Here is a 19,889-nt window from a genome sequence, read left to right as displayed (position 1 = left end):
GCCGTAGCAATCGCCGGTCGAACCGGTGGGGGCACGAAACCGACCGGCGACGGCGTGGCTCACATGGGTGGAACCACGCCTTTCTTGCCGACAAGAACCTGATGGGCGATGCTACCGGTCACGGTCTTCTCGGCAGGTACGAAGACGACGGCGCCGGGAATGAGATCATCCTTGGTCGCCGGAGCAAAGGTCACGACAGGCGTGCCGTCCGGAATGGAAATCTTCTTTTCCTTGCCGTGATAGGAAACAGTAACCGTGCGGCCGTCGACGTCCTTGACTGCGTTTGCCACCGTAGCATTGGTCATGCTGCTGTCAGGTTTGAGGTCCCAACCATAGCTGCCCTCACCTGCACCTTTCAGTGCCGGCGGGAAGATGAGCACTTCAAGCGCGCCGTCACCACCGCCTTGTTTCGGCAGGGAGGCTATCCCAACGAAGTCGCCAGGCTTGATGTCGGTCACCTTTGCATTTGCCACGCTGGATACTTTCCAGCCGTCCGCGAGGGCGACATCGACGGTCTCTCCTTCGCGCGTCGTCACCTTGAGGCTGGATGCGCTGTAGCTCACGATGCTGCCCCGGATGTGGACTTGCGCGGCCTTCTTGTCTTCGGCATGTACAGGCGGCGCCAGGATCGCTGTCGACGCTATACCGGATAGCCCTAGCACGAGAGCGGAGAGAATATTCTTCATCATTTGGGTGTCTTCCTACTGGTTGGTAGTTTCACGAGCTGAACATGTCACTCCGGACGATTGATCGCCGAAGCTTTATTGAACGGCGGTCGGAGACAGTCGCTGCAAGGTAGGCGCCAGGATGGCGGGGAAGACTTCCGGCGTTCCATGGGCCCGCGCTGAAAGCATGGCTCCGTGCACGCACGCCATGAACGCCTCAGCCTCGACGCGAGGCTGGCTTGACAGAATCAAAGCCCCCTCCCTGGAGCCTCGTTCCATGACCGAGGTCAGCCACGTCGAGAGAAAGCGGAAAAAAGCCTTCACCTCCCCCGCGATTTCCGGCGGCAAGGCGGGCAGCTCACTTGCCAGCAAAGCGCACACGCAAAAAGGCCTGCTTGCGTCTTCGATGCACTGGGCCCAGTGGCCCGCATACGCTTCCAGGATATCAAGTGAATCGGGTAGTTCGTGTTCGAGAGCCGCTACCGCTCTTTCGGCATCTTCGCGGTATTCTTTTACAAGCGTGCGGACCAGATCGACCTTGCCCGGAAAATGGTGATGGATGCTGGCCTTGCGAATGCCGACGACCTCAGCAATATCGGCGTAGCTGAAGCCGTTATATCCTCCGCTCATTATCAATGTTCGCGCAGATGCCAGGATTTCGTCGGATGTCGTCAAAACATTGCTCATTCACCTTTATCTACCTTCTGGTAGGAAGGTTGTCAAGCGGAAAGGCAGAATTGGCGCCGTCACCCGTCGGTCGAGACGCTGACAGACTTCCACGCCTCGATTTCCTGCTGGAGGCGATCGATTCTATCCGACACATGCTTGAGGGCATCGCTGCCAAGCAAAAGCTGCGGCGGCGGATTATCGGACTCAACCAGGCCTAGAACGGCAAGCGCCAGTTTGGCGGGGTCCCCGAGCTGTCTGCCGCTTTTCGCCTGGCGCGCCTCGCGTATCGGATCGAAAAGTTCATCGTAGTCGGCAATTGATCTTTCCGTGCGGACCATCGATCGTCCGGCCCAGTCCGTCCGGAATGAACCGGGGCAAAGGGCCGTCACGCGGACACCGAACGGGGCCATTTCCGAACGCATCACTTCCGAAATGCCCTGGAGCGCGAACTTGCTAGCGCAATAATATGCGATGCCGGGCATGGTGATCATGCCGCCCATCGATGTGACGTTGACGATGAAACCACTGCGCCGCGCACGAAACCTCGGCAGAAATGCCTTGGCAATTGCAACCGCGCCGAAGACGTTCACGTCGAACTGCCGGCGCATCGCGTCTATTGGCGACTCCTCAAGTATCCCCTCGTGGCCGTAACCGGCATTGTTGATCAACACATCAACAGGTCCATGCTCGTCTTGCGCCCGTCTGACGATATCCGGTATGCGGTCGAATTCTGTTACGTCGCAGAGGACTGCTCGGACTTCGGGAAGGGCTTCGGCGAGCCCCGTGCGTGACATCTCAGAGCGGACGGTGCCAATCACTTTGTGACCCATTTGGACTGCGGCGGACGCAATGGCGAGGCCGAAGCCAGAATTCGCTCCGGTGATGAAGAACGTTTTTGGCGGCATGATCTGAACTTTCCTGATTGATACGAGGATTGACAGATAGTATGAGAAACTGGGTGCTTCTATTGCGGATTATCTTAATACGTTGCCAAATCCTATCAATGCCGTACCTCGGCGATCACGGCGACGTGAGTTGGTCCGGCTCGCCGGTACCCTCGCCCCTCGTCACGGGTACAATCCAACTGGGCTCGATTGCGTCCGGATACTCCGCACCGAGTCTGTGCTCCATGACGTTCCGGTCCTCTACAAACCAGGGGCGGTGTTTGTATTGCAGGGAAAAAAGCAGGGCATTCTTGAAGGGGAAACCTACCTCTATGATGAGAAACACTACCTGGCGGTTTCAGTACCCGTTCCATTCCGTATGGAATCAACGGCCAGTGCGCAGCGGCCATTGCTTGCGGTCTATATCGATTTCGACATGCAGGTGGCAGCCGAGATCGCCTTGCAAATGGAGATGCACGCCGAATTGCCGATGACCAAGCCACGCGGTCTCGTCTCAAGCAGGATGGATGCCAATATCGAGGATGTTCTCGTGCGCCTTCTGACGGCACTTGGCAGCCCCGTTGAAGTCGCTGTCCTTGGTTCCGGCATTTTGCGCGAACTGCATTACCGGGTACTGGTCGGCCCGCAAGGCAAGGCGATGATCGCCGCTCTCCAGCAGAAAGGTACATCTGGAAAGGTCGTCCAAAGCCTCATCTGGTTGCGGGAAAACTATAGTTCGGAAATTTCCATCGCCGATCTGGCAAGAGAAGCAGGCATGAGCGTTCCTTCCTACCACGTCCATTTCAAGGCTCTCACCGGCAGCAGTCCAATGCAGTACGTGAAGGCCATGCGGCTCCACGAAGCAAGATTGATGATTGCACGCCAGAGCAGGACCATCGCGCAGGTCGCGGATGCAGTCGGCTACGCGAGCCCGGCTCAATTCAGCCGAGACTTCAAACGGCACTTCGGACGCACGGCATCGGAAGAAACGAAATGGCTTCGACGTCACCTTGGCGAAATTGCCTGGCCATCTTGATCAGGACCGTTCGCTGTGGGCGTATCGTGGCCATGACTTGCCCGTCTCTGTCGGTTCAAAGTGAAAAGCAAAAGACCAGACGCCATTCCCGATCAAGCCGTCGGTTTGCGTCCGCGATGTAGCTCGCTCGATTGCCCTGGGGCTGCACATTATCGCCAGAGGCGAAAAACCTTCCATTGAAAATGCCGACAATAGCCATTTTGCATCCATTCTGATTTCAGCGAGACCGTCTACAATCCATCTTAGAGTATGTCGGGATGAGCGATTACCAGTGAGCGCCCTTAGCGGCAGGGACGACGACATCGAAGCCCACATCGTGAATGATCTTTCTACTCGAAGTCGCGCCTGACAAAAGGCTCCTGCAGGGGCCTGGAAGTGCACACAGTGTTGCTGGCAATGGTGTCGACAATTGCTCGAATTCGGCCGTTTTTGAGTGCCAACACCCGAGGGAAACACCGTTTCGAGATCCCGAGAAAGTCGAACGGTTTTCTCGTCGGCAGCGCCCCCGCTCTGCACCCAAGAATGGTCGGAAGGCAGGTGACAGAAGCACCAGCCCAAGCAGGCTCAGCCCATCATCACAACACGTGCGCACCACAGCAGAATGACCGTTCGAAATGGCTCCCTTTCGATCTGCAATACCTCGAGATATGATTGGAACAGTCAAAATGTTAAAGGATTTTCGATAGCCCTACCGTAGGTAGCGCGATTGCCACTCTTGCGCTGGCTATCGTCCCCGCCTCGTCTCGACTAAGTATTTGTTTTGTAGCAACCGGAATGCGAGTCCTTTTTTAATGACGGATACAGCCTCGACGTCACCAAAGTTCCTGTTCAGGACGATTTTGCCAATTTTCAGCATTGCCATAGCTGTCTGCTTTGCAGTTTTCGCGTTGCTCGCATGGTCAAGTCGCATGACTGATCAGATTGCTGTCGAGCGGCAGGAACGGCTACTCGCCTTGGTACTATCGCAGGCGCAGTTCTCGGTCGCTCATGACCAGGAAAGCGCCACCGTCTGGGATGATGCGATCCGCCACGTCAAGAGCCCCGACAGTGCGGAGTGGCTGAACAACAATCTTGGCGGCTGGATGACCACGTATTTTGGTCATGATGTGGTCTATGTTCTCGACGGAAAAGCCAATGTTCTGCACGCCTTTGCTGATGGCAAGCAGATCGATCGCGCGGCTTATGATAGCGTCGAGGCTAGCGTTGCGCCGCTCGCATCAAAGCTCAGGCAATCCTTGCGACATCCCGATCCCGATGGCTATGGCGACCGGGTGTTAAGCGCCGGCGCCTCGGAGATTTTGACCTTGGATGGTCGGCCGGCAATCGTCAGCGTCAAACCGATTGTCTCCGACAGCGGCAATATTTCACAGACGGTTGATGAAACCTACCTGCACGTTTCCGTTCGTTATCTGGACAAGAGCTTCATCGAAGATCTTGCGCGGGACTATTTATTTGCTGGCCTGCGATACTCTCCACAAGACACTCTGCAAGCCGGCGAGTATAATTATCCACTTCGCTCGACCACCGGGCACACCATTGGATATTTCATCTGGCAGCCCTATCGCCCCGGCTCCACGGTCATGACGCAAATTGGCCCGGCATTTGTCGGCATTGTGCTGTTTATGTTATGCATCATGGCGGTCCTTCTGGGGGTCCTCCGCCTGAGGTCCGCCAAGCTGCGCGACAGCGAAGTGCGGATGAAGTTTCTCGCACTGCATGATTCCATGACCGGTCTGCCCAACCGGGCACATTTCAACGACAAGCTCGATAAGACACTGTCAACTATCGGGAATGCCTCGGTGGCGGTGCTGTATCTTGATCTCGATAGATTTAAGCAGGTCAACGACACACTCGGACACCCGGTGGGTGATGAGCTCATCCGGCAGTTCACGAAGCGCCTGAAAGACATCATCGACCACAAGACTTTCATGGCCCGGGTCGGGGGCGATGAATTCACGATCATTGTTCCCAACTTCGGACCAGTTTCGGTGCTCGAAGCGCTCTGCGAGCAAATAATCACCGTCGTCCGGTATCCATTCGATATCGATGGAAATCATATCTTCATCGGGGTAAGTATAGGCGTTGCCACCGCACCACTAGACGGCACTGGGGGCGACGAGCTTGTCAGAAAAGCCGACATTGCGCTCTATCATGCAAAGACGACCGGTCGAGGCCGGTTTGCGGTGTTTGGTAAAGAGATGGACGCCATGTTGCAGCAGCGGCGTGCTCTGGAACGCGACTTGCGTAATGCCGTGAAGTCTGAAACCCAGATAAAGGTTGAGTATCAACCGCTTTATTCGGCGGAGGAACAGCGTATCACCGGAGTTGAGGCTCTCCTGCGTTGGCAACATCCGGAACGTGGCTGGATTTCGCCGGAAGTGTTCATACCCATAGCAGAAGAAGCAGGCCTGATCGAAGCGTTGGGCGAACGTGCTATGCGCCAGGCTTGTTCGGAATCGCGGTCATGGCCAGTCCAGACCCTCGCAGTAAACGTCTCGGCAGTCGAATTGAGAAATCCGGCCTACGCGATGAAGGTTGCTAAACTGCTACTGGCAATCGGAATGGATCCCCGCCGGCTCGAGCTGGAGATTACGGAAAGTACTCTTACCGATAGCGCCGGACATTGCGAACACAACATCAGGGCTCTTCGCGCATTGGGTGTGACCATCGCGATTGATGATTTTGGAACAGGCTTTTCGTCACTTGGACGACTGCAGCAGCTTGAAGTCGATCGCATTAAGATTGATCGAAGCTTTGTTCAGGGCTTCGGCCGCTCGGCCAATGACGAAGATATTGTTAAAGCCATCGTCAATCTTGCCCACGCAAAAGGTCTTCGCACGACGGCGGAAGGCGTGGAAACAATCGAGCAAAGTGACTATCTACGCCAGATCGGCTGCGATGATCTCCAAGGTTTTCTTCTGTCCCGTCCTATGTCCCCGGTGGGTATCGAACGTCTACTGCGCGTCTCTGGTTCACTTGATCCGCTTTTTCCAACCCCGAACGACAAAAGAGCTGAGAACCAATGAGTGCGATGGTGAAGGGAATGGCGGAGCACGCAGAACGATAGCGAACATGCGAGGCCACTGAGTTGATATCCTCTCATACGGAGTAAATGGATGTTCGAGAACCGATAGGTCGATCTGATCGCTGAGGGTCATGATGCAGCCATTGGTGGCGGCTTCGACCTCGCCCGGGGTGTCCTCGCCAGAACACTGGCGCCTGCCTATTTGATCGAGGTCGCCGCTGCCCGAATATCTTGAAGGCCGGTCTCGAGTCGCTGCTCCGAGTGACCTTGCTGAGATGGACGGGATCGTCGTGCAGTCGGTAATTCCCGATGTGAGAAACAGCTACAATGGCCGTGGTGCAGCTGACCGACGGAGGCGATCGTTGATCGCCAGACCTAGGCCAACGCAAGGTACTGTCGTAACGGCTATGGTCCCGGCACCGCTGGCATCCGCTTGGACCATCGTATCAAACAAGCGTGAGGCAGCCTCCTTCAAATTGCCCTTTTCGCTGAGATTGAAAGCGGCAACGGCGTTCGCAGCACCCGCCACCGAGTGGGGACCAAATAGAATTAGCGCTTCCCCTGGGAACACTTGTCTAGCGTCCAGACGCACTTTGGCGCTTGGAGCGTAGTGAGAAGCCATCATTCCAGGCGACTTGAAACCCTGTCCCGCCGCGACGTTAACCAAAGAAGTGCCGATGACACTCTGAATGGCAGTTACATCCAACCCGCCCGGTCGCAGCAGTCTGCATTTGCCGTCTGAGACCTCGACCACCGTGGACTCCAAACCGATTGTACATGGGCCGCCGTCGAGCACCATCGCCATCCGGTTACCAAGATTTGTGGTGACATGATTCGCAGAGGTTGGGCTCAACCGTCCCGACAGATTTGCGCTCGGGGCTGCCAACCCGCTACCGAAGCTTTCGATCAGATCACGCGAGAAGCCTTGTGGTACTCTTACGGCCAAGGTCGGGAGGGAAGCGGCCGCCATCTCGATGGCCCTGCCTGCCAGCTTCCGTTTGAGAACGAGAGTTAGTGGTCCTGGCCAAAAAGAGCGTGCCAATGTCAACGCCATATCGTCGAATATTACGTAGTTCTGCGCCATTTCGATCGACGCGACATGACAGATCAGGGGATTATCGTTCGGGCGTGCCTTTATCCCGAAGATGCGTTGAATGGATCGTTCATTATGGATGTCTCCCGCAAGGCCATAGACTGTCTCGGTTGGGATGGCGACGGGTTCGCCAGAGCGCAAGACCTGGCACGCAGCCCGAACTGCGCCTTCCGGATCAGCCTGAGCGTCAACAACAATCACCAGCTCGCCCTCGATACGGACTGAACCAGTGATACCCACATCGTGGCCGCTAGCGGCAACACAGCATCATCAAAGTCGAATTTCGGAGAATGAAGTCCTGGATTTTCGCCTGAGGGACGCGCCGCTCCTCGCCAGAAATAGCATCCGGTCTGATCGCGCAGCATGAAAGCAAAGTCTTCAGCTGCCATGCTTGGAAGCGCGTCGACAGCTCTCAGGTTCGGCATGCTCGCAGCGACCTCTCGAACTCCAGCAGCTTGAGTTGGATTATTGATAGTCGCCGGATACCGGACCAGGTAGTCGACCACTGCTTCGCATTCCTCGTAGGCCAAGCTTGTCTCCCTCGTTGCCTTTTAGTATCGCCCGTGAGGGGCGCACGTACTAGACACCTGCGGCGGGACAAAGCGTTGCCGAACGAGCAACGGTCAATCCGTAGGGCTGCTTGCTTGAGTTAGCTCCGACGAGAGATAAGATCGACTATGCCTAACTGGAACGCTTTCTCGGACTCTGGACGCACTAGACTCAAAAGCCCCAAAGATTGCCATCGCACACCGCCTCTCAACGATCGCCAGGATGGATCGAATCGTCGTGCTCGATCAAGGCCGCATCGTGGAAGAAGGCAATCCAAACAAGCTGCTCGAAAAAATTGGCCTCTTCGCCCGCTTGTGGAAACCCCAGACAGGCGGCTTCATTCCCGAGCAACTTGACGAACCTGTGTTGGAATCGCCTGCTATCTGACCTGTGGTGGCAGCTTGCGAATTGGCCTGCACACGATGTGGAAGTCGCCGGACACCCGGGGGTGTTCATCCACCAGACTGTCGGCGACCGTTCGCACGACCCGGGGTTCCGCCTTCAACTATCTATTCAGCTTCCGGGTCGTTTGCGATTTTCCGTAATGCGTTTGTGGAAAGCGATATTCTCTTGCGACGCTGCCATGGGTTTTCCTGACCGGATCAAACCAAAGGCGGCAGCCCAAATCGCTTGTCTGCCATGCAGGCTTAATGAGCACCTAGGCATTGTTAATACCAGGTCACCTGGCGCATCAAAAGCGGCATCAGCAAGTTTACAAGTCCGCAAATGAAACTGCTAAGCTGAAGGGCAATGCATTGCCGGGCGCAAGCAGGGATTTGTCTCGCTCGATAAGGTTTTCACGAGCAGTCGTTACCGGTTCGATTCCGATCACCTGGCTGTAGGGACGCAGATCGTGCCAGATTTGAGCATGGGGCAAAGTGGAAGTGTCCCAGCTCACGATTGCCTCGGCACCGCTTGTCTCGCGCCGGATCACACATCTCGCTTGGGGTTGATCACCAACGCCAAAACACCTCACGGTCGGCCGGGCCTCGGGGTCGATGTCAGTGAGCGGGCCAAGTAAAGGATCATCATTCAACGATACCGTTGTCCCAGAACCCACAATAGGGAAGCCGAAGTTCATGTGGTACAGTATGGCAGGCGACTCATGGCGTCCGCCGATATTGAGGACCTCATCGGTGATCCTCAGTATCGCTCCCCCAATTGGGGCCTCGATTCGGCGCCTTAAACGCAGTCTTTCGCCGTTAAGCCGTGCTTGCGTAATCTCACCTTCACAGAAGATGACCGGCTCGGCAGCACCCCAGTCCTCGCCATGAGAAAGCAATCTGCCAGGTGTGAACGGCAATTGGCCGTGCAGCGGTTTCCCGTCAGCCGGTTGGCGGATGTGTTCGAGTCCGCAAGTCACCAGAAAACCCGAGAACAACCGTTCAAAGCCAAACCCGCCATCTCCATGGGGATCACGCAGGTACGGTGAAGCAAAACCTGACGGGCTTTGCCAAGCGATGGGCGTGCCTCGCCACCACAGCGGACCGATGTCAAAGCTTCGGTCGCACAGAACCCAAAAATCCAGACCCCCGCCGGTGGAAAATGCCAGAGCCTGAACGCCTCGTTCGGGTCCATCATCGAGGATTATTCGACGGACAGATGCAAGCTGCCGCAAATCGCCAACAAGGGGGCGAAGCTCTCTTCCACCTTGTGCTGCCTGCCACATGGGTCAGGTAGCCACAGAGTCAGCAACGGGAACGGGAATTTCCAAACGTCGGTATGCTTCGGGAGGCGCTTCGTTGACGCGCATGAGGCAGGCCATCAAATTGGACATCTCGGCCTCCATTGCCGGATCATCAAGAGGAGTGTTTTGTCCGGGATCCGAGACCAAATCATAAAGTCTCGTATCATTTTCAATCATTGCTCCAGGTCCATAGTGTTCATTCATGGGGGAGCGCTCGATGACCGGGATTTTAAGAAGGGGAACGCCTTTGCTGAACTGAAACGGTTCTGACAGGGTCGCATTGGACAGTTCTTCCGTTGTGAAAAAACTGGAAATGTGCGTAGGCATCAGCGTATATTGGTTGATCTCCTGCCGTATAAGATCTGCGGGATAGCAGTGATAACTGTATCGACCGTCCGTGACGTTGACTGCGCCACCGAAATACCCAAACAACAATCCCTCGCGCATTGGTTTTTTCAACGAGGCGAACAGCGACGGTGCCGCCATTTCTGCCGGCGCCTGCACGCTAAAGAAGTCGAGAAAAGTGGGAGCGAGGTCGGCTGTTTGGGTCAGGTTGCCGCATCTGGTTCCGTCAAAAGATGGCTTGCGCGGGTCATGCATGAACAATGGGATATGGACGATCTCCTGATACATGTTCATGCGGTTCTTTGCCCAGAAGTCGTGTTCTCCCAATAAGAAGCCGTGGTCGGTGGTCACGACCAATGCGGTGTCCTTCCACATGTCGTGCCGATCGAAATAATCCAACAGATCGCCCAGCAAGGAATCGCATAAGGCGACTGTCGCATAGTAGTTGGCGCGCAGTTCTTCACATTCTTCCGGCAGTTCATCCACTCGTCCGTATCGCGGCCAGTCGCGAATGGGTCCATTCCATCCGCTGGCGAATTTGTCCTTGAACCGCTTTGGCGCATAGAAGGGCTCATGTGGATCGAACGTTTCTATCTGCACGATCCAATCGTTCGCATCGCGGTTCAGGTCGAGGAAATCGAATCCCGCCTGGAACACCTGCACCGAAGGGAAATCCTCTTCTTCTTTGATGAACCCGCGGTTGATGATGTGCTGAGACTTATAGTCCCGCCGCTTGGCCGAGAATTGACGCTCGTGGTACATCTCGCGAAGCCGCTCCCAATGCGGTTGTACCATCGCTTTCCAGCGGTCACCTTCCTGTCCGCGGACGAAATCATAAGAGTCATACCGGTTGTGATATGTAGCTCCGCCATCTTCAAAGTAATGATAATGATCCGTGATGAGATGGCTGTAGACACCGGAGGCAGCAAGCAGCTCCGGGAATGAATTGTCATAAGGCTCCATCGGGCCCCAACTGCGATGAAGGAAACTCAAACGCCCGGTCAGCAGATCGCGTCGGGCCGGCATACAAGGCATGCTTCCAACGTAGTGATTGTCAAAGGTAATGGTATGTTGAGCAAGACGGTCAAAGTTCGGCGTGGGGATGCGCGTGCCGCCATAAGGACCAAGCATATGGCGGTTCAGCGAATCGAAAAGCGCGAAAACAACTTTCATGGCGTCATTCCTTCGGTCGGTTATTTCACCGCGCCCGTGGTGAGGCCGCGGACAATGAAACGTTGGGCAATGAGTAGCAGGAGCACCGCGGGCAGCATTGAAAGCACCGAGGCGGCCGCCATCTCGGTGTAGGCGATGGTATTCTCCTGGGCATATTTGCCGATAGCGACGGGTACAGTGGCCGTCTGCCGCTGGCTCAGCGTCAATACGACCGCAAATTCATTCCAGCTGAAGATGAACGACAATATGCCGGCGGCGGCCAGACCCGGACTGACAAGCGGCACGATGACATGCCGTAAAATGCGAGGCGTTCCGGCCCCGTCGATCTTGGCGGCTTCGATCAGTTCCTTCGGAACGTCCCGGACAAAGACCCCCATCATCCATAGCGCCATGGGCAGATTGAGTGTCGTGTGCGCCAGTATGAGCCCCGTATAGGTATTATCGAGTCCGATTGTCCGGAACATCGAAAACCAAGCACCAGCAAGGGTGATCGGGGGCACCATATGGAATATCACGGACCAACCGAGCAGGGAGTGAAGCACCCATGACGGCCACTGCATGCATTGCAACGAATAGGCAGCGAGCGTCGCGACCGCCAGGACAAGAACCGTACTGACACTCGCAATCACCAAACTGTTGCTGAAGTTGCGGACATAGTCGGACGTGCTGGAGAAAAGCACGTTCATGAAATTTGCCAAAGTCGGCTGAAACAGCAGCTGGCCGGTCAGAAGCGCGATCTGTGTCTTGAAGGCGGCTGCCACAATCCACAGGAAGGGAAACAGGACCAGGGCTGCGGCTATAAGCAAAAGCCCGTGTCGAACGAGCATGGGACGCAAGGGAGCGCCATAAGCTGCACTCATGACGCGCTTCCTTTCCGCCGGGTCACTGCCGAGACGACAACGATTACCAGCCCAATGAAGGCAAACGTTGTGATCGACATCGCCGACCCATAGCCGGGCCGATCCTCCGTAAAAAAGCGGCGGAAAATGGTAAAGCTGACCACTTCCGTCGATGTCCCCGGCCCCCCGCCCGTCAGCAGATAGACTTCATCAAAGACCTTGAACGCGAGAATCAGGCGGAAGACGAAAGTCACTGCAATTGCCGGGAGCATCAGGGGGATTGTGATGTACCAAAGACTTTGCCAGCGGGTTGCGCCGTCGATATCGCCTGCTTCATAGACATCCTGAGGCAAGGTCTCCAGTGAAGCGAGCAGAAGCAGGAAACAGAACGGCGTCCAATGCCAGATGTCGACGACAATGATCGAAGCAAGGGAATAGGTGGCGTCCCCCAGCCAGTCACGCGGCATGATGCCGATCGCGCCCGCCATTTCATTCAGCACGCCGAAATCGAAGCTGAACATCAACTTCCAGATTGCACCGATGATGATTCCCGGAACAAGTATCGGCAACAGGAATATCGTTCGGTAAAACAGCCGGCCATGGACAATGGAACTGGTAAGCAGAGCAAGGCCAAAGCCAAGAACCATTTGGACCGACACCGCCACGGTGGCGAAGACCAGAGTATTGAGGATGCTTGCCTTGAAAAGAGAATCCGCTGCGAGAGATGCGTAATGCTTCAGGCCAACATACGTCCAGCTTGAAAGCCCTTGCGCCCAATCTATGTCGTGGAGGCTGAGGACTGCCAGATTGATCATCGGCAAGACCGTCAGCGCGAAAAACAAAACTATCGCAGGCGCTAGCGTAAGATTTCTAAAGAATCGGTCACGGCTGAAGGAATGAATGCTGCCATTGTCCACCAGACCTTCCGGACTGGCGGAGCGGGCATTCTCGGTAGAGGAAAGATACACTTTCAATCCTTCAGGTCAGGAAGGACTGGAGCCTTGTATCCGGCTGCAGTCATCACTTTCTCCATCTCTTTCGCCATATTGTTCAGTCCGTCGTTGACGGTCGTTTGGCCGGAGATGATTTGATTGAATCCGAGTTCGGTGATTGCCAGTATTTGAGCGGATTCGGCAATGAAAAATGGCAGCCGGGCGGTAGTCAAACCTTTGGAGAGCGCCTTCATCCATCGGTATTTAGGCTGATTTCCGAGGTCCGATTCCAATACGGCCCGGCTGACGGGTGGCGATCCTGCCTCGGCATACGCCATTTGAGCGTCCTTGGACTGGAACCAGTTCAGAAAAGCGAGCGCAGCCTTTTGACGATCTCCGGGGATGTTCTTCGGGATGCCTCCCAGCCAATGTCCGAGCCCGGGCGACGACGGGAAGCCCGGCGCATGCGGCGGCGGGGCGAACCCGACCTTGTCGACCACGGCAGACTGGTTCGGATCGTCAAATATGGAAGCAGCCAGAACAGCAATGATATTGCCTGCCTTGCCCGTAGCCATGTTCTGGAGAACGTTGGCTTGCGTCTGGCCGGCGGTTGACGGATGTCCGGCTTCCTTGGCCAGCTTCAGGTACATCTCCATCGCCGCCTTGGTCTCCGGGCTATTGACGATTATGGTGTAGTCGCCTGCCTTCTGATCCTTCAACAGACCGCCACCATAGCTCCAGATATAAGGCAGGACGTCGTAGGTGACATCGAAGGTTCCGCGCGCGCCACGTTGAACAATGCCGTACATGCTCGGAGGATTGTTCAGTGCCTTGGCATTGGCAAGGAGATCGTCCCAGGTTTCAGGGACTTTCAGTCCTTTCTCCGCATAAAGGTCTGACCGATAGTGAAGGATCGGAATGAACGGGTTGATGGGAACCGACATAAGTTTGCCGCTCTTTGCATCAATCTTGTTGGTCGATGCGTCCCAGTAGACGGAATCGTCAAAGGTATAGAGATCCTTATCGAGGGCGAACGTCGGATCGATGTCGTTCAGCGGAGACAAAAAGCCGCCCTTATACATCTCGATAAAGAAGCCGGCATTCATGATGAGAATGTCATAGGGGCTCTCTTTGGAACGGACCGCACTCCGCTGCTTTTCCAGACTTCCTGCGAACGGATTGACGTCGAGCGAGACCGTGTTGCCGGTCTTTTCCTGATATTGCCCGACAACAGTCTGAAATCCCGCAAACCAGGGCGATTGATTGATAACGATCGTAATGGGAACTTGGTCTTGCGCGTTTGATGCGTTCATGGCGGCAAGGGGCAAGGTAAAGACCGCAAAGAGTGCACCTCGTATTCTCGCACTGACGTTCATTCTTCTCTCCTCTCGCAAACCGCAACCACCTACCCGTATCGTCGGACACGGGGCCTCCCAGCCCGTCGGTGTGGTCCACCGCAGCAAGACTGGCATTTTCAGTTTTTTCTAACAACTAACTTCGAATGCGAAACCCATAGCTGGAAGTAATGGCAGGGCTAGTTGTGGGGGTCTTCGGCGCTTATTGACCTGATGGCCTGGATGACAATTGCAGCGGCTGGCGAGACCCACGAATCCTTACGTCTGACAATGCCTGCATCGCGCTCGCACGTCAGCGCCGTGATCGGGAGTATCACCAACCCTGCTCCTTCCGGATTGGTAACCGCGGTGCTCGTCGTATAGGAAAGCGCGTCTGAACACCGCACCATACTGATCATGAAGGCAAGTGAATCGGTTTCGACTGCAGGTTCTGGCGGCGAAACATTGCGCAGCATGAACTGGGCGTCGAGCCTTTGTCGCGCGCGCGTTACTGCGAATGGCAGGACCCACGGATAAGCCAGCAGTTCCACCAGACTGATAGACTTCCTGTGTGCCAATGGGTGGCCTTTTCGTGCGATGACACATACATCAATAGATGTCAGGACCTCGACGTCCAGGTCGCCGGCATTCTGCGAGGGAGTTTCAGACACTACGAAGTCGACTTCACCACGGCGCAACTTGCGAAAAAGCGCCTCATCAAAGCCGTCATAGATGTTTATCCTTAGCTCCGGCCGCGTCGCGATCGAGCGTGCAATAGCCTCTGGCAAATGCCGGCGCAACCATGCCGGGCCAGCGCCAATTGTGACCGTACCGCTATCCCCTTTTTGAAGCGAATTGAGTTCCGAACGCGCTTCCGCCATCTGGACTTTGATGCCCTGGGCGTGGCGAACGAGGTGCTTGCCGGCTTCGGTAAGTTCTACCCCTCGTGGTAAGCGGCAAAAGAGCTGACTGCCAAGTTCTTCCTCGAGCAGTCTCATGCTCTTCGTCAGGGTTGGCTGCGCCACGTTGAGTTCCTCCGCGGCAAGAGTGATGCTCTTGCGTTCCGCTACCCGAAGGAAGTACGTCAATTGTCGTAGGTCCAAGGGACGCCTCGTTGGAACTCTCTGGTTTCGCAGAGCTTCCACACTGCAGATTTAATCACCGACGTAAAGTGACCGTGATCAGGACTTCATCTTGTGGCCATGCGCCTGAGAAGCCTGTAACGTGTGGCGCTCACATGATCGAACACCGCTTGCCCGGCTGCTTCTACCCCGATATGTCGATATAAATTGAATTCAACGACATATGAGGGCGTCGTGTCGATCCAATCGACATGTAAGAATGATACGTCGATGAAAACCGAGGTTTCGGATTCGGCAATTCACTGATTCTTGCGCTTCTTCGTGCTGATGATCGCCCTTGCATCTTCCTTGCTGATGATGGCCGCCTACGAACGAGTGCCTGCGAAACGTCAGGAAAAGTTCGATCTGGATATCAACACAGACGGCAGGCCCGCGGCATTCGTCCGATCGACCGCTTCCGAAGTGATGAAAGGTCGGACCTCAAATGGACAGTCTGCCTGAAGACATTAATCTAACGAGAGCTCTAAGAGCTGAATCGGTAGCGCGCACACGCTAAAGTCCCAACTACACGCAATATACCATATGAGCCCGCCGCTCTTGTTGTTGCCGGGATTGGCGTAGCTGCCATCATCTATGCCAACTCCCGGCGCTCACACGGGAAAAGCCGGCGCCGTTCAGGCTGGAGGAAGGCACAGTCAAGATTGCAGATGGCGGCATCGTCAGCTTCGATCCGTCTGCAACGGTTGATGTCAAGGGTACCATCACGGCACAGCAACCGGTCCAGCCGCAACTCTCGTCGCAACCGCACAAGACAAGCGACGGAGACGCAATCAAAATCGAAGTGACTGTGTTCAATGAGGTCTCATTCGGCCAAGGGACGATTGTCACCGGATGGCGGTATTCGAGCGGTAGCAGTAGGGCGCCGGCCACGCAGTATTGTTACTACAATCAAATTCGGCCGGATGGCAGCGAGCAGAAAATCAATCTCGCGTTTGACCGTATCCCGCTACCGGCCGCCCGGGAGTTTATCCCCAACCTTGATGCGGCCCTGACAAAGTGTGTCTGGTACGGTGGAGTATGAAAATTCTCAAACTGCTTTGAAGGATCCGTCCAGAGATGGCTGACCTGGTCATCATCGAGGCAGGGCAAGGCGTGCCGCAAGCGCGGTTCCCCGCCGAAGGACTGTTCCTCCTTTGCGAAGAAGCCCGGCAAATGCCGCGATCAATTGTCTCTCAGTTAACCAACTCGATCTCGCTTAGCCGCCATTCCTTCGTGAAGAAGGGTTCGGTAGGGCTATAGAGGCGCAGGATCGTGAACCAGCCTTTTTTTGGGTCGGTCTGGATCCAGTTGCCGCGCGGCACGCCGTCGGGCTGAGATGGCCCGAAGTAGACGGTCGTGGAGCCATCGGCCGCAGCCTCTGCCGCAGGAGAAGGGTAGTTTTGGCTGCCGGCCCGAGGATAGCGCTGCGGCGTATCGAGCATCGAGCGAGTCATGTTGTCGTAGAGCGTGAGCGACCAGAAGTTTTCTTCGGGAATGCCCTTCGGAAGCGTGACCTTATAGGTCTTGGCGCCGTCGAAATGGTTCTTATCCGCGTCCGTCATCGCCAACAGATACTGCGAGCCGATGCCCGTGAGGCGCATGGCCATGCCAGGCGTGATACCGGTGACGCCATAAAAGAAGTTGGTCCGCTCATTCATTGTCCGGTATCCCGTGGCTGGATAGGGCTTGACGCCCTCGGGCGTTACTTCCGGGATTGGCGTCTCGAATTCGTATCCGGTCTCGAACAGGTAGTTGAACCACGACGAGTTGGGATAGTAGTACCAACTCGGATCACGCGGCGATATGAAGAGGGTGCGCGAGCTTGCGTTGGCAACAGCCAGCGCTTCGGTCATGAGCTTCTTCATGCGCTCGTCTGGCGCAAAGGGCTTGCCCTTGACAATGCCGATCGCCGCAATCGGGCCCATCAGTTCCGGGTCGAGCGAAGTGGCCGGTTCCTTCTGCACGATCTCATTGAGCATCTCGTAGAAGCCCCAGTCGTTGGGCGGAATTGTATTCATCACCTTGCCGCTTCCGTCGTGGAACACGGTCGGCGGCGGCGGGGTGATTTTGCCAAGCTTGGTCTTACCGGCGAGGAAGTCGGCGACAGGTGTGCCGATACCGCCTTCTTCGTAAGGATAGACCTTGGTAAACTTCTTGATCCCTTCGACCACCGGCTTGGGATCGTTGTGACTCTCCAGGAACGACCGGCCGAACCACACGATGGAATTGGTGCGGGCACGCGCGACAAAGAACCCGCCTTGCGGCAGCGTTCCGGTGTAGTCAGGCCCCACAATCAGATACTTCCCACCCTCCCCGCGGTCGGGTCCAGGCGCACCTAGATCAATCACCCAGCGGAACCAGGCGTCCTGCACAGCGCCAAGAAACTTAGGCGGGGTCTCCACCACGACGGGACCCTTGCTGAGATCGAGGAAGCCCATCACGTAGATCGTATCGGCGTTTGCGGTCAGGTACAGCGACTTGGCATCCATCAACGTTTCGAAGACGACGACCTCGTTGTCCTTCATGCCAATACTCATCATGCCGTCGCGCAGCGCGTGGATGCTGACACCACGCAAATTGTCCATGAACGCACGGTGGGCGTAGGTGAAGTCGAGATTGTCGTAGAGTTTGTCGGCGGTTGCCTTGCTCGGCACGCCGTCCTTGAATTCGAGCGCACCAAGCGGCGACTCGACCTTATCGGGTGTGACAAGGGCGGGCGGGATCATGGACTTCGTTTGAGCGATGGCCTCTCCACCGCCGTTGGATACGGTTGCAGCCAAAAGCACTGCCCACAATGAAAATTTGCGCAATGTCGACGCCATGATATTACCCCCGTTAGGCATGCATTTAGTATTATCGGCTGCCTGGACTTTTGTGTCCCTTGGCTCTTGTATCGAACCTGGGACCAGCCTACGCGCAATCTTTGGCACGAACAGTAGAGTTGCCAAGTACGTTACAGTAACATGCGCGAGGACAACGCGTTGTCGCGGATCTTCGCGCAGTCTGATCGGCAAGCGCGTTTTTTGTGATGGTAGAATTCCGGCGTGGCAGACCGTTAGATTGTCGTTTTAAAGCTTTCAGATTCCAGCGCGCGATAGCCTAGGTAAAAGAAGCAGAAGTTGAAACGCCATCAGGGCCGTCACTGCATGTGCATCCGGCTTTCGTCTCATGAGTGGTCAGGGTCGTTCGCAGATGCGACCTGATACCCATGGTATAACTTCCTGCACACCGTCTGAGTATTGCACGGTCATAGCGGCTTCGAAATTCGACACAACCACTGCGTATACCCATTCTTCGTCATCCTCGCCGGCAAGACCGCGCCGGAGAACTTTGATGGGATCGCCTCGTCGTTTCGAACTGATCTTATCTCCCGTATCTGGATGTTGCATGGCAGTTTCCTCCTGACTCCAAACTCCCACGAGGACAACAAGTTGCTGCTTGGCTGTCATCCCAGGCAACATTCATTGACTTTGCTTCCCGTCTGGAACAAATAAAGAACATACAGGGTTATACTGCTGAGAACATCCCCATGAGCAGAAGTCGAGGCGAGCCGCCTGAAGGCCTGATTAACCGCGGATATCCTTGTCAGGTCGCAGTGCTTGCTTGTGAGGTATCCCGGCGGTTTGAGAACGTGATGTTCCTTGCTGACAAGCTAGGAGCTTGGAGACCGCACAGGAGTCTGTCTGTGGATGGCGAGGGTTTCATCATCTATCGCTTTCATAAAAAGGAGAGCGCCGAGTGCTTTCTCAAGGCGTTCGATGGCGAATGGATTACACCAGAACAGCGGAAGAAATGCACTTGGCGGTCTAAGAATGTGCGCATGATGGTAGGCAGGGACTTCGTCCAGTCCATCGTACATCACCAAGCATTAAAAGACGCGAATGTACGCCGTTTTTAGAGGATGTTTCTGATAAAGGGTATGCCATCGCCGCCTTGTGCGTCGGCCCTTGCCTTGTCCAGCAAAGATTCCCGCCTCCTGCGGGAGTGGTTGACGATCAGCTTCAATGCTGCGGGAGATATACGGAAGCGCCCGCAACTTGGGCAATTGAATTCTGAGTAGTCACTGGCAGTCGAAATGAGGTCAACAGGCTCATTTGAGATGGGACATATAGTGGTTGTCATAGCAGCCGCCTCCGGGGCTTGGCGGCTAACAGCAGCCTATCTGGTGATAAAGCAAGCGATTTGTGCGGCAACTGAGCTCTGATGCAGTATCAGGAGGTTCTTTCCACGATCCAGTCTTCAGTTACCAACGACGATGTGATGTTTGAGCCAAGCTGTCCCGATGCGACTGGCACAAGATGGAGAGTCGGGGAATTTTTGCGTAACAGAGTTATCTGTGTCTTTGACGGTCGTTGCGCTCTGTAGGGAATGTATTTGTTCTCGAAGTCCACCACAAAAACGTCATCCCCGTCTTTCAGTTCAACTTTAATGATTGATGATTGAACCGTTGCCATAAGGGAAAACGTAGTTCCCAAGCCAATATTCTGGAAAAGTGTACGCGCTTCCCATCTCATGTGCTTATGCTGCTCCAGTACGG

15 protein-coding genes and 1 pseudogene are annotated in these 19,889 nt (G+C 55.5%); 3 read left to right on the top strand and 13 right to left on the bottom strand.

Features of this window, described 5'->3' with window-relative positions; genetic code table 11:
• Positions 1-59 precede the first annotated feature (59 nt).
• From CU100_RS15440 to CU100_RS15430, 3 genes are all read right to left on the bottom strand, one after another.
• Entirely contained in the window at positions 60-689 is a 630-nt protein-coding gene (locus CU100_RS15440) for a hypothetical protein (protein WP_183635546.1), read from the bottom strand.
• A 72-nt stretch (positions 690-761) separates the two neighbouring features.
• Complete coding sequence (locus tag CU100_RS15435; protein ID WP_106717492.1) at positions 762-1,352, bottom strand: TetR/AcrR family transcriptional regulator; 591 nt, start codon at positions 1,350-1,352, stop codon at positions 762-764.
• Between the two features lie 59 nt (positions 1,353-1,411).
• Positions 1,412-2,239 carry an oxidoreductase gene (locus tag CU100_RS15430; RefSeq protein WP_106717491.1) on the bottom strand — a complete coding sequence of 276 codons (828 nt, stop codon included), beginning with the start codon at positions 2,237-2,239 and terminating at the stop codon, positions 1,412-1,414.
• 61 nt (positions 2,240-2,300) lie between these two features.
• Here CU100_RS15430 and CU100_RS15425 point away from each other — a divergent pair, with 61 nt between their 5' ends.
• Positions 2,301-3,254 carry an AraC family transcriptional regulator gene (locus tag CU100_RS15425; RefSeq protein WP_106717490.1) on the top strand — a complete coding sequence of 318 codons (954 nt, stop codon included), beginning with the start codon at positions 2,301-2,303 and terminating at the stop codon, positions 3,252-3,254.
• Positions 3,255-4,162: 908 nt separating this feature from the next.
• Positions 4,163-6,280 carry a putative bifunctional diguanylate cyclase/phosphodiesterase gene (locus CU100_RS15420; protein WP_245419054.1) on the top strand — a complete coding sequence of 706 codons (2,118 nt, stop codon included), beginning with the start codon at positions 4,163-4,165 and terminating at the stop codon, positions 6,278-6,280.
• A gap of 321 nt (positions 6,281-6,601) precedes the next feature.
• Here CU100_RS15420 and CU100_RS15415 read toward each other — a convergent pair whose 3' ends face one another.
• Both CU100_RS15415 and CU100_RS15410 read right to left on the bottom strand, forming a co-directional pair.
• Positions 6,602-7,576 carry an L-threonylcarbamoyladenylate synthase gene (locus CU100_RS15415; RefSeq protein ID WP_106717987.1) on the bottom strand — a complete coding sequence of 325 codons (975 nt, stop codon included), beginning with the start codon at positions 7,574-7,576 and terminating at the stop codon, positions 6,602-6,604.
• The gene (locus CU100_RS15410; protein WP_106717488.1) at positions 7,570-7,902 is read right to left on the bottom strand and encodes a M20/M25/M40 family metallo-hydrolase; all 333 of its coding nucleotides are present in this window, start codon (positions 7,900-7,902) and stop codon (positions 7,570-7,572) included. The genes CU100_RS15415 and CU100_RS15410 overlap by 7 nt, the downstream gene beginning before the upstream one ends.
• Before the next feature lie 205 nt (positions 7,903-8,107).
• Between CU100_RS15410 and CU100_RS15405 the strand changes: the two are divergent.
• Positions 8,108-8,308: pseudogene (locus CU100_RS15405) on the top strand (ABC transporter ATP-binding protein); the annotation flags it as partial.
• 325 nt (positions 8,309-8,633) lie between these two features.
• Here the strand turns inward: CU100_RS15405 and CU100_RS15400 are convergent.
• The 8 genes from CU100_RS15400 to CU100_RS15355 form a co-directional block, all read right to left on the bottom strand.
• A complete protein-coding gene (locus CU100_RS15400; protein WP_106717487.1) occupies positions 8,634-9,590 on the bottom strand; it encodes a DUF4432 family protein in 957 nt (318 codons plus the stop codon).
• Positions 9,591-9,593: 3 nt separating this feature from the next.
• Positions 9,594-11,126 (bottom strand): sulfatase, encoded by a 1,533-nt coding sequence (locus CU100_RS15395; RefSeq protein ID WP_106717486.1) that lies wholly within the window; start codon positions 11,124-11,126, stop codon positions 9,594-9,596.
• Between the two features lie 20 nt (positions 11,127-11,146).
• Complete coding sequence (locus CU100_RS15390; protein ID WP_106717485.1) at positions 11,147-11,986, bottom strand: carbohydrate ABC transporter permease; 840 nt, start codon at positions 11,984-11,986, stop codon at positions 11,147-11,149.
• Positions 11,983-12,933, bottom strand: a complete 951-nt coding sequence (locus CU100_RS15385; protein WP_210204096.1) for a carbohydrate ABC transporter permease — start codon at positions 12,931-12,933, stop codon at positions 11,983-11,985. The genes CU100_RS15390 and CU100_RS15385 overlap by 4 nt, the downstream gene beginning before the upstream one ends.
• 2 nt (positions 12,934-12,935) lie before the next feature.
• A complete protein-coding gene (locus tag CU100_RS15380; RefSeq protein WP_170113857.1) occupies positions 12,936-14,273 on the bottom strand; it encodes an ABC transporter substrate-binding protein in 1,338 nt (445 codons plus the stop codon).
• 158 nt (positions 14,274-14,431) lie between these two features.
• Positions 14,432-15,319: a LysR family transcriptional regulator gene (locus tag CU100_RS15375; protein ID WP_146141857.1), complete on the bottom strand. Its 888-nt coding sequence runs from the start codon at positions 15,317-15,319 to the stop codon at positions 14,432-14,434.
• Between the two features lie 1,226 nt (positions 15,320-16,545).
• Complete coding sequence (locus CU100_RS15360) at positions 16,546-18,174, bottom strand: DUF1254 domain-containing protein (RefSeq protein WP_106717480.1); 1,629 nt, start codon at positions 18,172-18,174, stop codon at positions 16,546-16,548.
• 354 nt (positions 18,175-18,528) lie between these two features.
• A complete protein-coding gene (locus CU100_RS15355) occupies positions 18,529-18,741 on the bottom strand; it encodes a hypothetical protein (protein WP_146141856.1) in 213 nt (70 codons plus the stop codon).
• Between the last annotated feature and the right edge of the window lie 1,148 nt (positions 18,742-19,889).

Source organism: Phyllobacterium endophyticum, assembly GCF_003010935.1.
GTDB lineage: Bacteria > Pseudomonadota > Alphaproteobacteria > Rhizobiales > Rhizobiaceae > Phyllobacterium > Phyllobacterium endophyticum.
Note: the sequence above shows the minus strand (reverse complement) of the source record. Positions and strands in the feature narration are given on the sequence as shown.

Coding starts and splice junctions, on each gene's coding strand:
- CU100_RS15440 (WP_183635546.1), bottom strand. CDS start 689: ATGATGAAGAATATTCTCTCCGCTCTCGTGCTAGGGCTATCCGGTATA.
- CU100_RS15435 (WP_106717492.1), bottom strand. CDS start 1,352: ATGAGCAATGTTTTGACGACATCCGACGAAATCCTGGCATCTGCGCGA.
- CU100_RS15430 (WP_106717491.1), bottom strand. CDS start 2,239: ATGCCGCCAAAAACGTTCTTCATCACCGGAGCGAATTCTGGCTTCGGC.
- CU100_RS15420 (WP_245419054.1), top strand. CDS start 4,163: ATGACTGATCAGATTGCTGTCGAGCGGCAGGAACGGCTACTCGCCTTG.
- CU100_RS15400 (WP_106717487.1), bottom strand. CDS start 9,590: ATGTGGCAGGCAGCACAAGGTGGAAGAGAGCTTCGCCCCCTTGTTGGC.
- CU100_RS15395 (WP_106717486.1), bottom strand. CDS start 11,126: ATGAAAGTTGTTTTCGCGCTTTTCGATTCGCTGAACCGCCATATGCTT.
- CU100_RS15390 (WP_106717485.1), bottom strand. CDS start 11,986: ATGAGTGCAGCTTATGGCGCTCCCTTGCGTCCCATGCTCGTTCGACAC.
- CU100_RS15380 (WP_170113857.1), bottom strand. CDS start 14,273: ATGAACGTCAGTGCGAGAATACGAGGTGCACTCTTTGCGGTCTTTACC.
- CU100_RS15360 (WP_106717480.1), bottom strand. CDS start 18,174: ATGGCGTCGACATTGCGCAAATTTTCATTGTGGGCAGTGCTTTTGGCT.
- CU100_RS15355 (WP_146141856.1), bottom strand. CDS start 18,741: ATGCAACATCCAGATACGGGAGATAAGATCAGTTCGAAACGACGAGGC.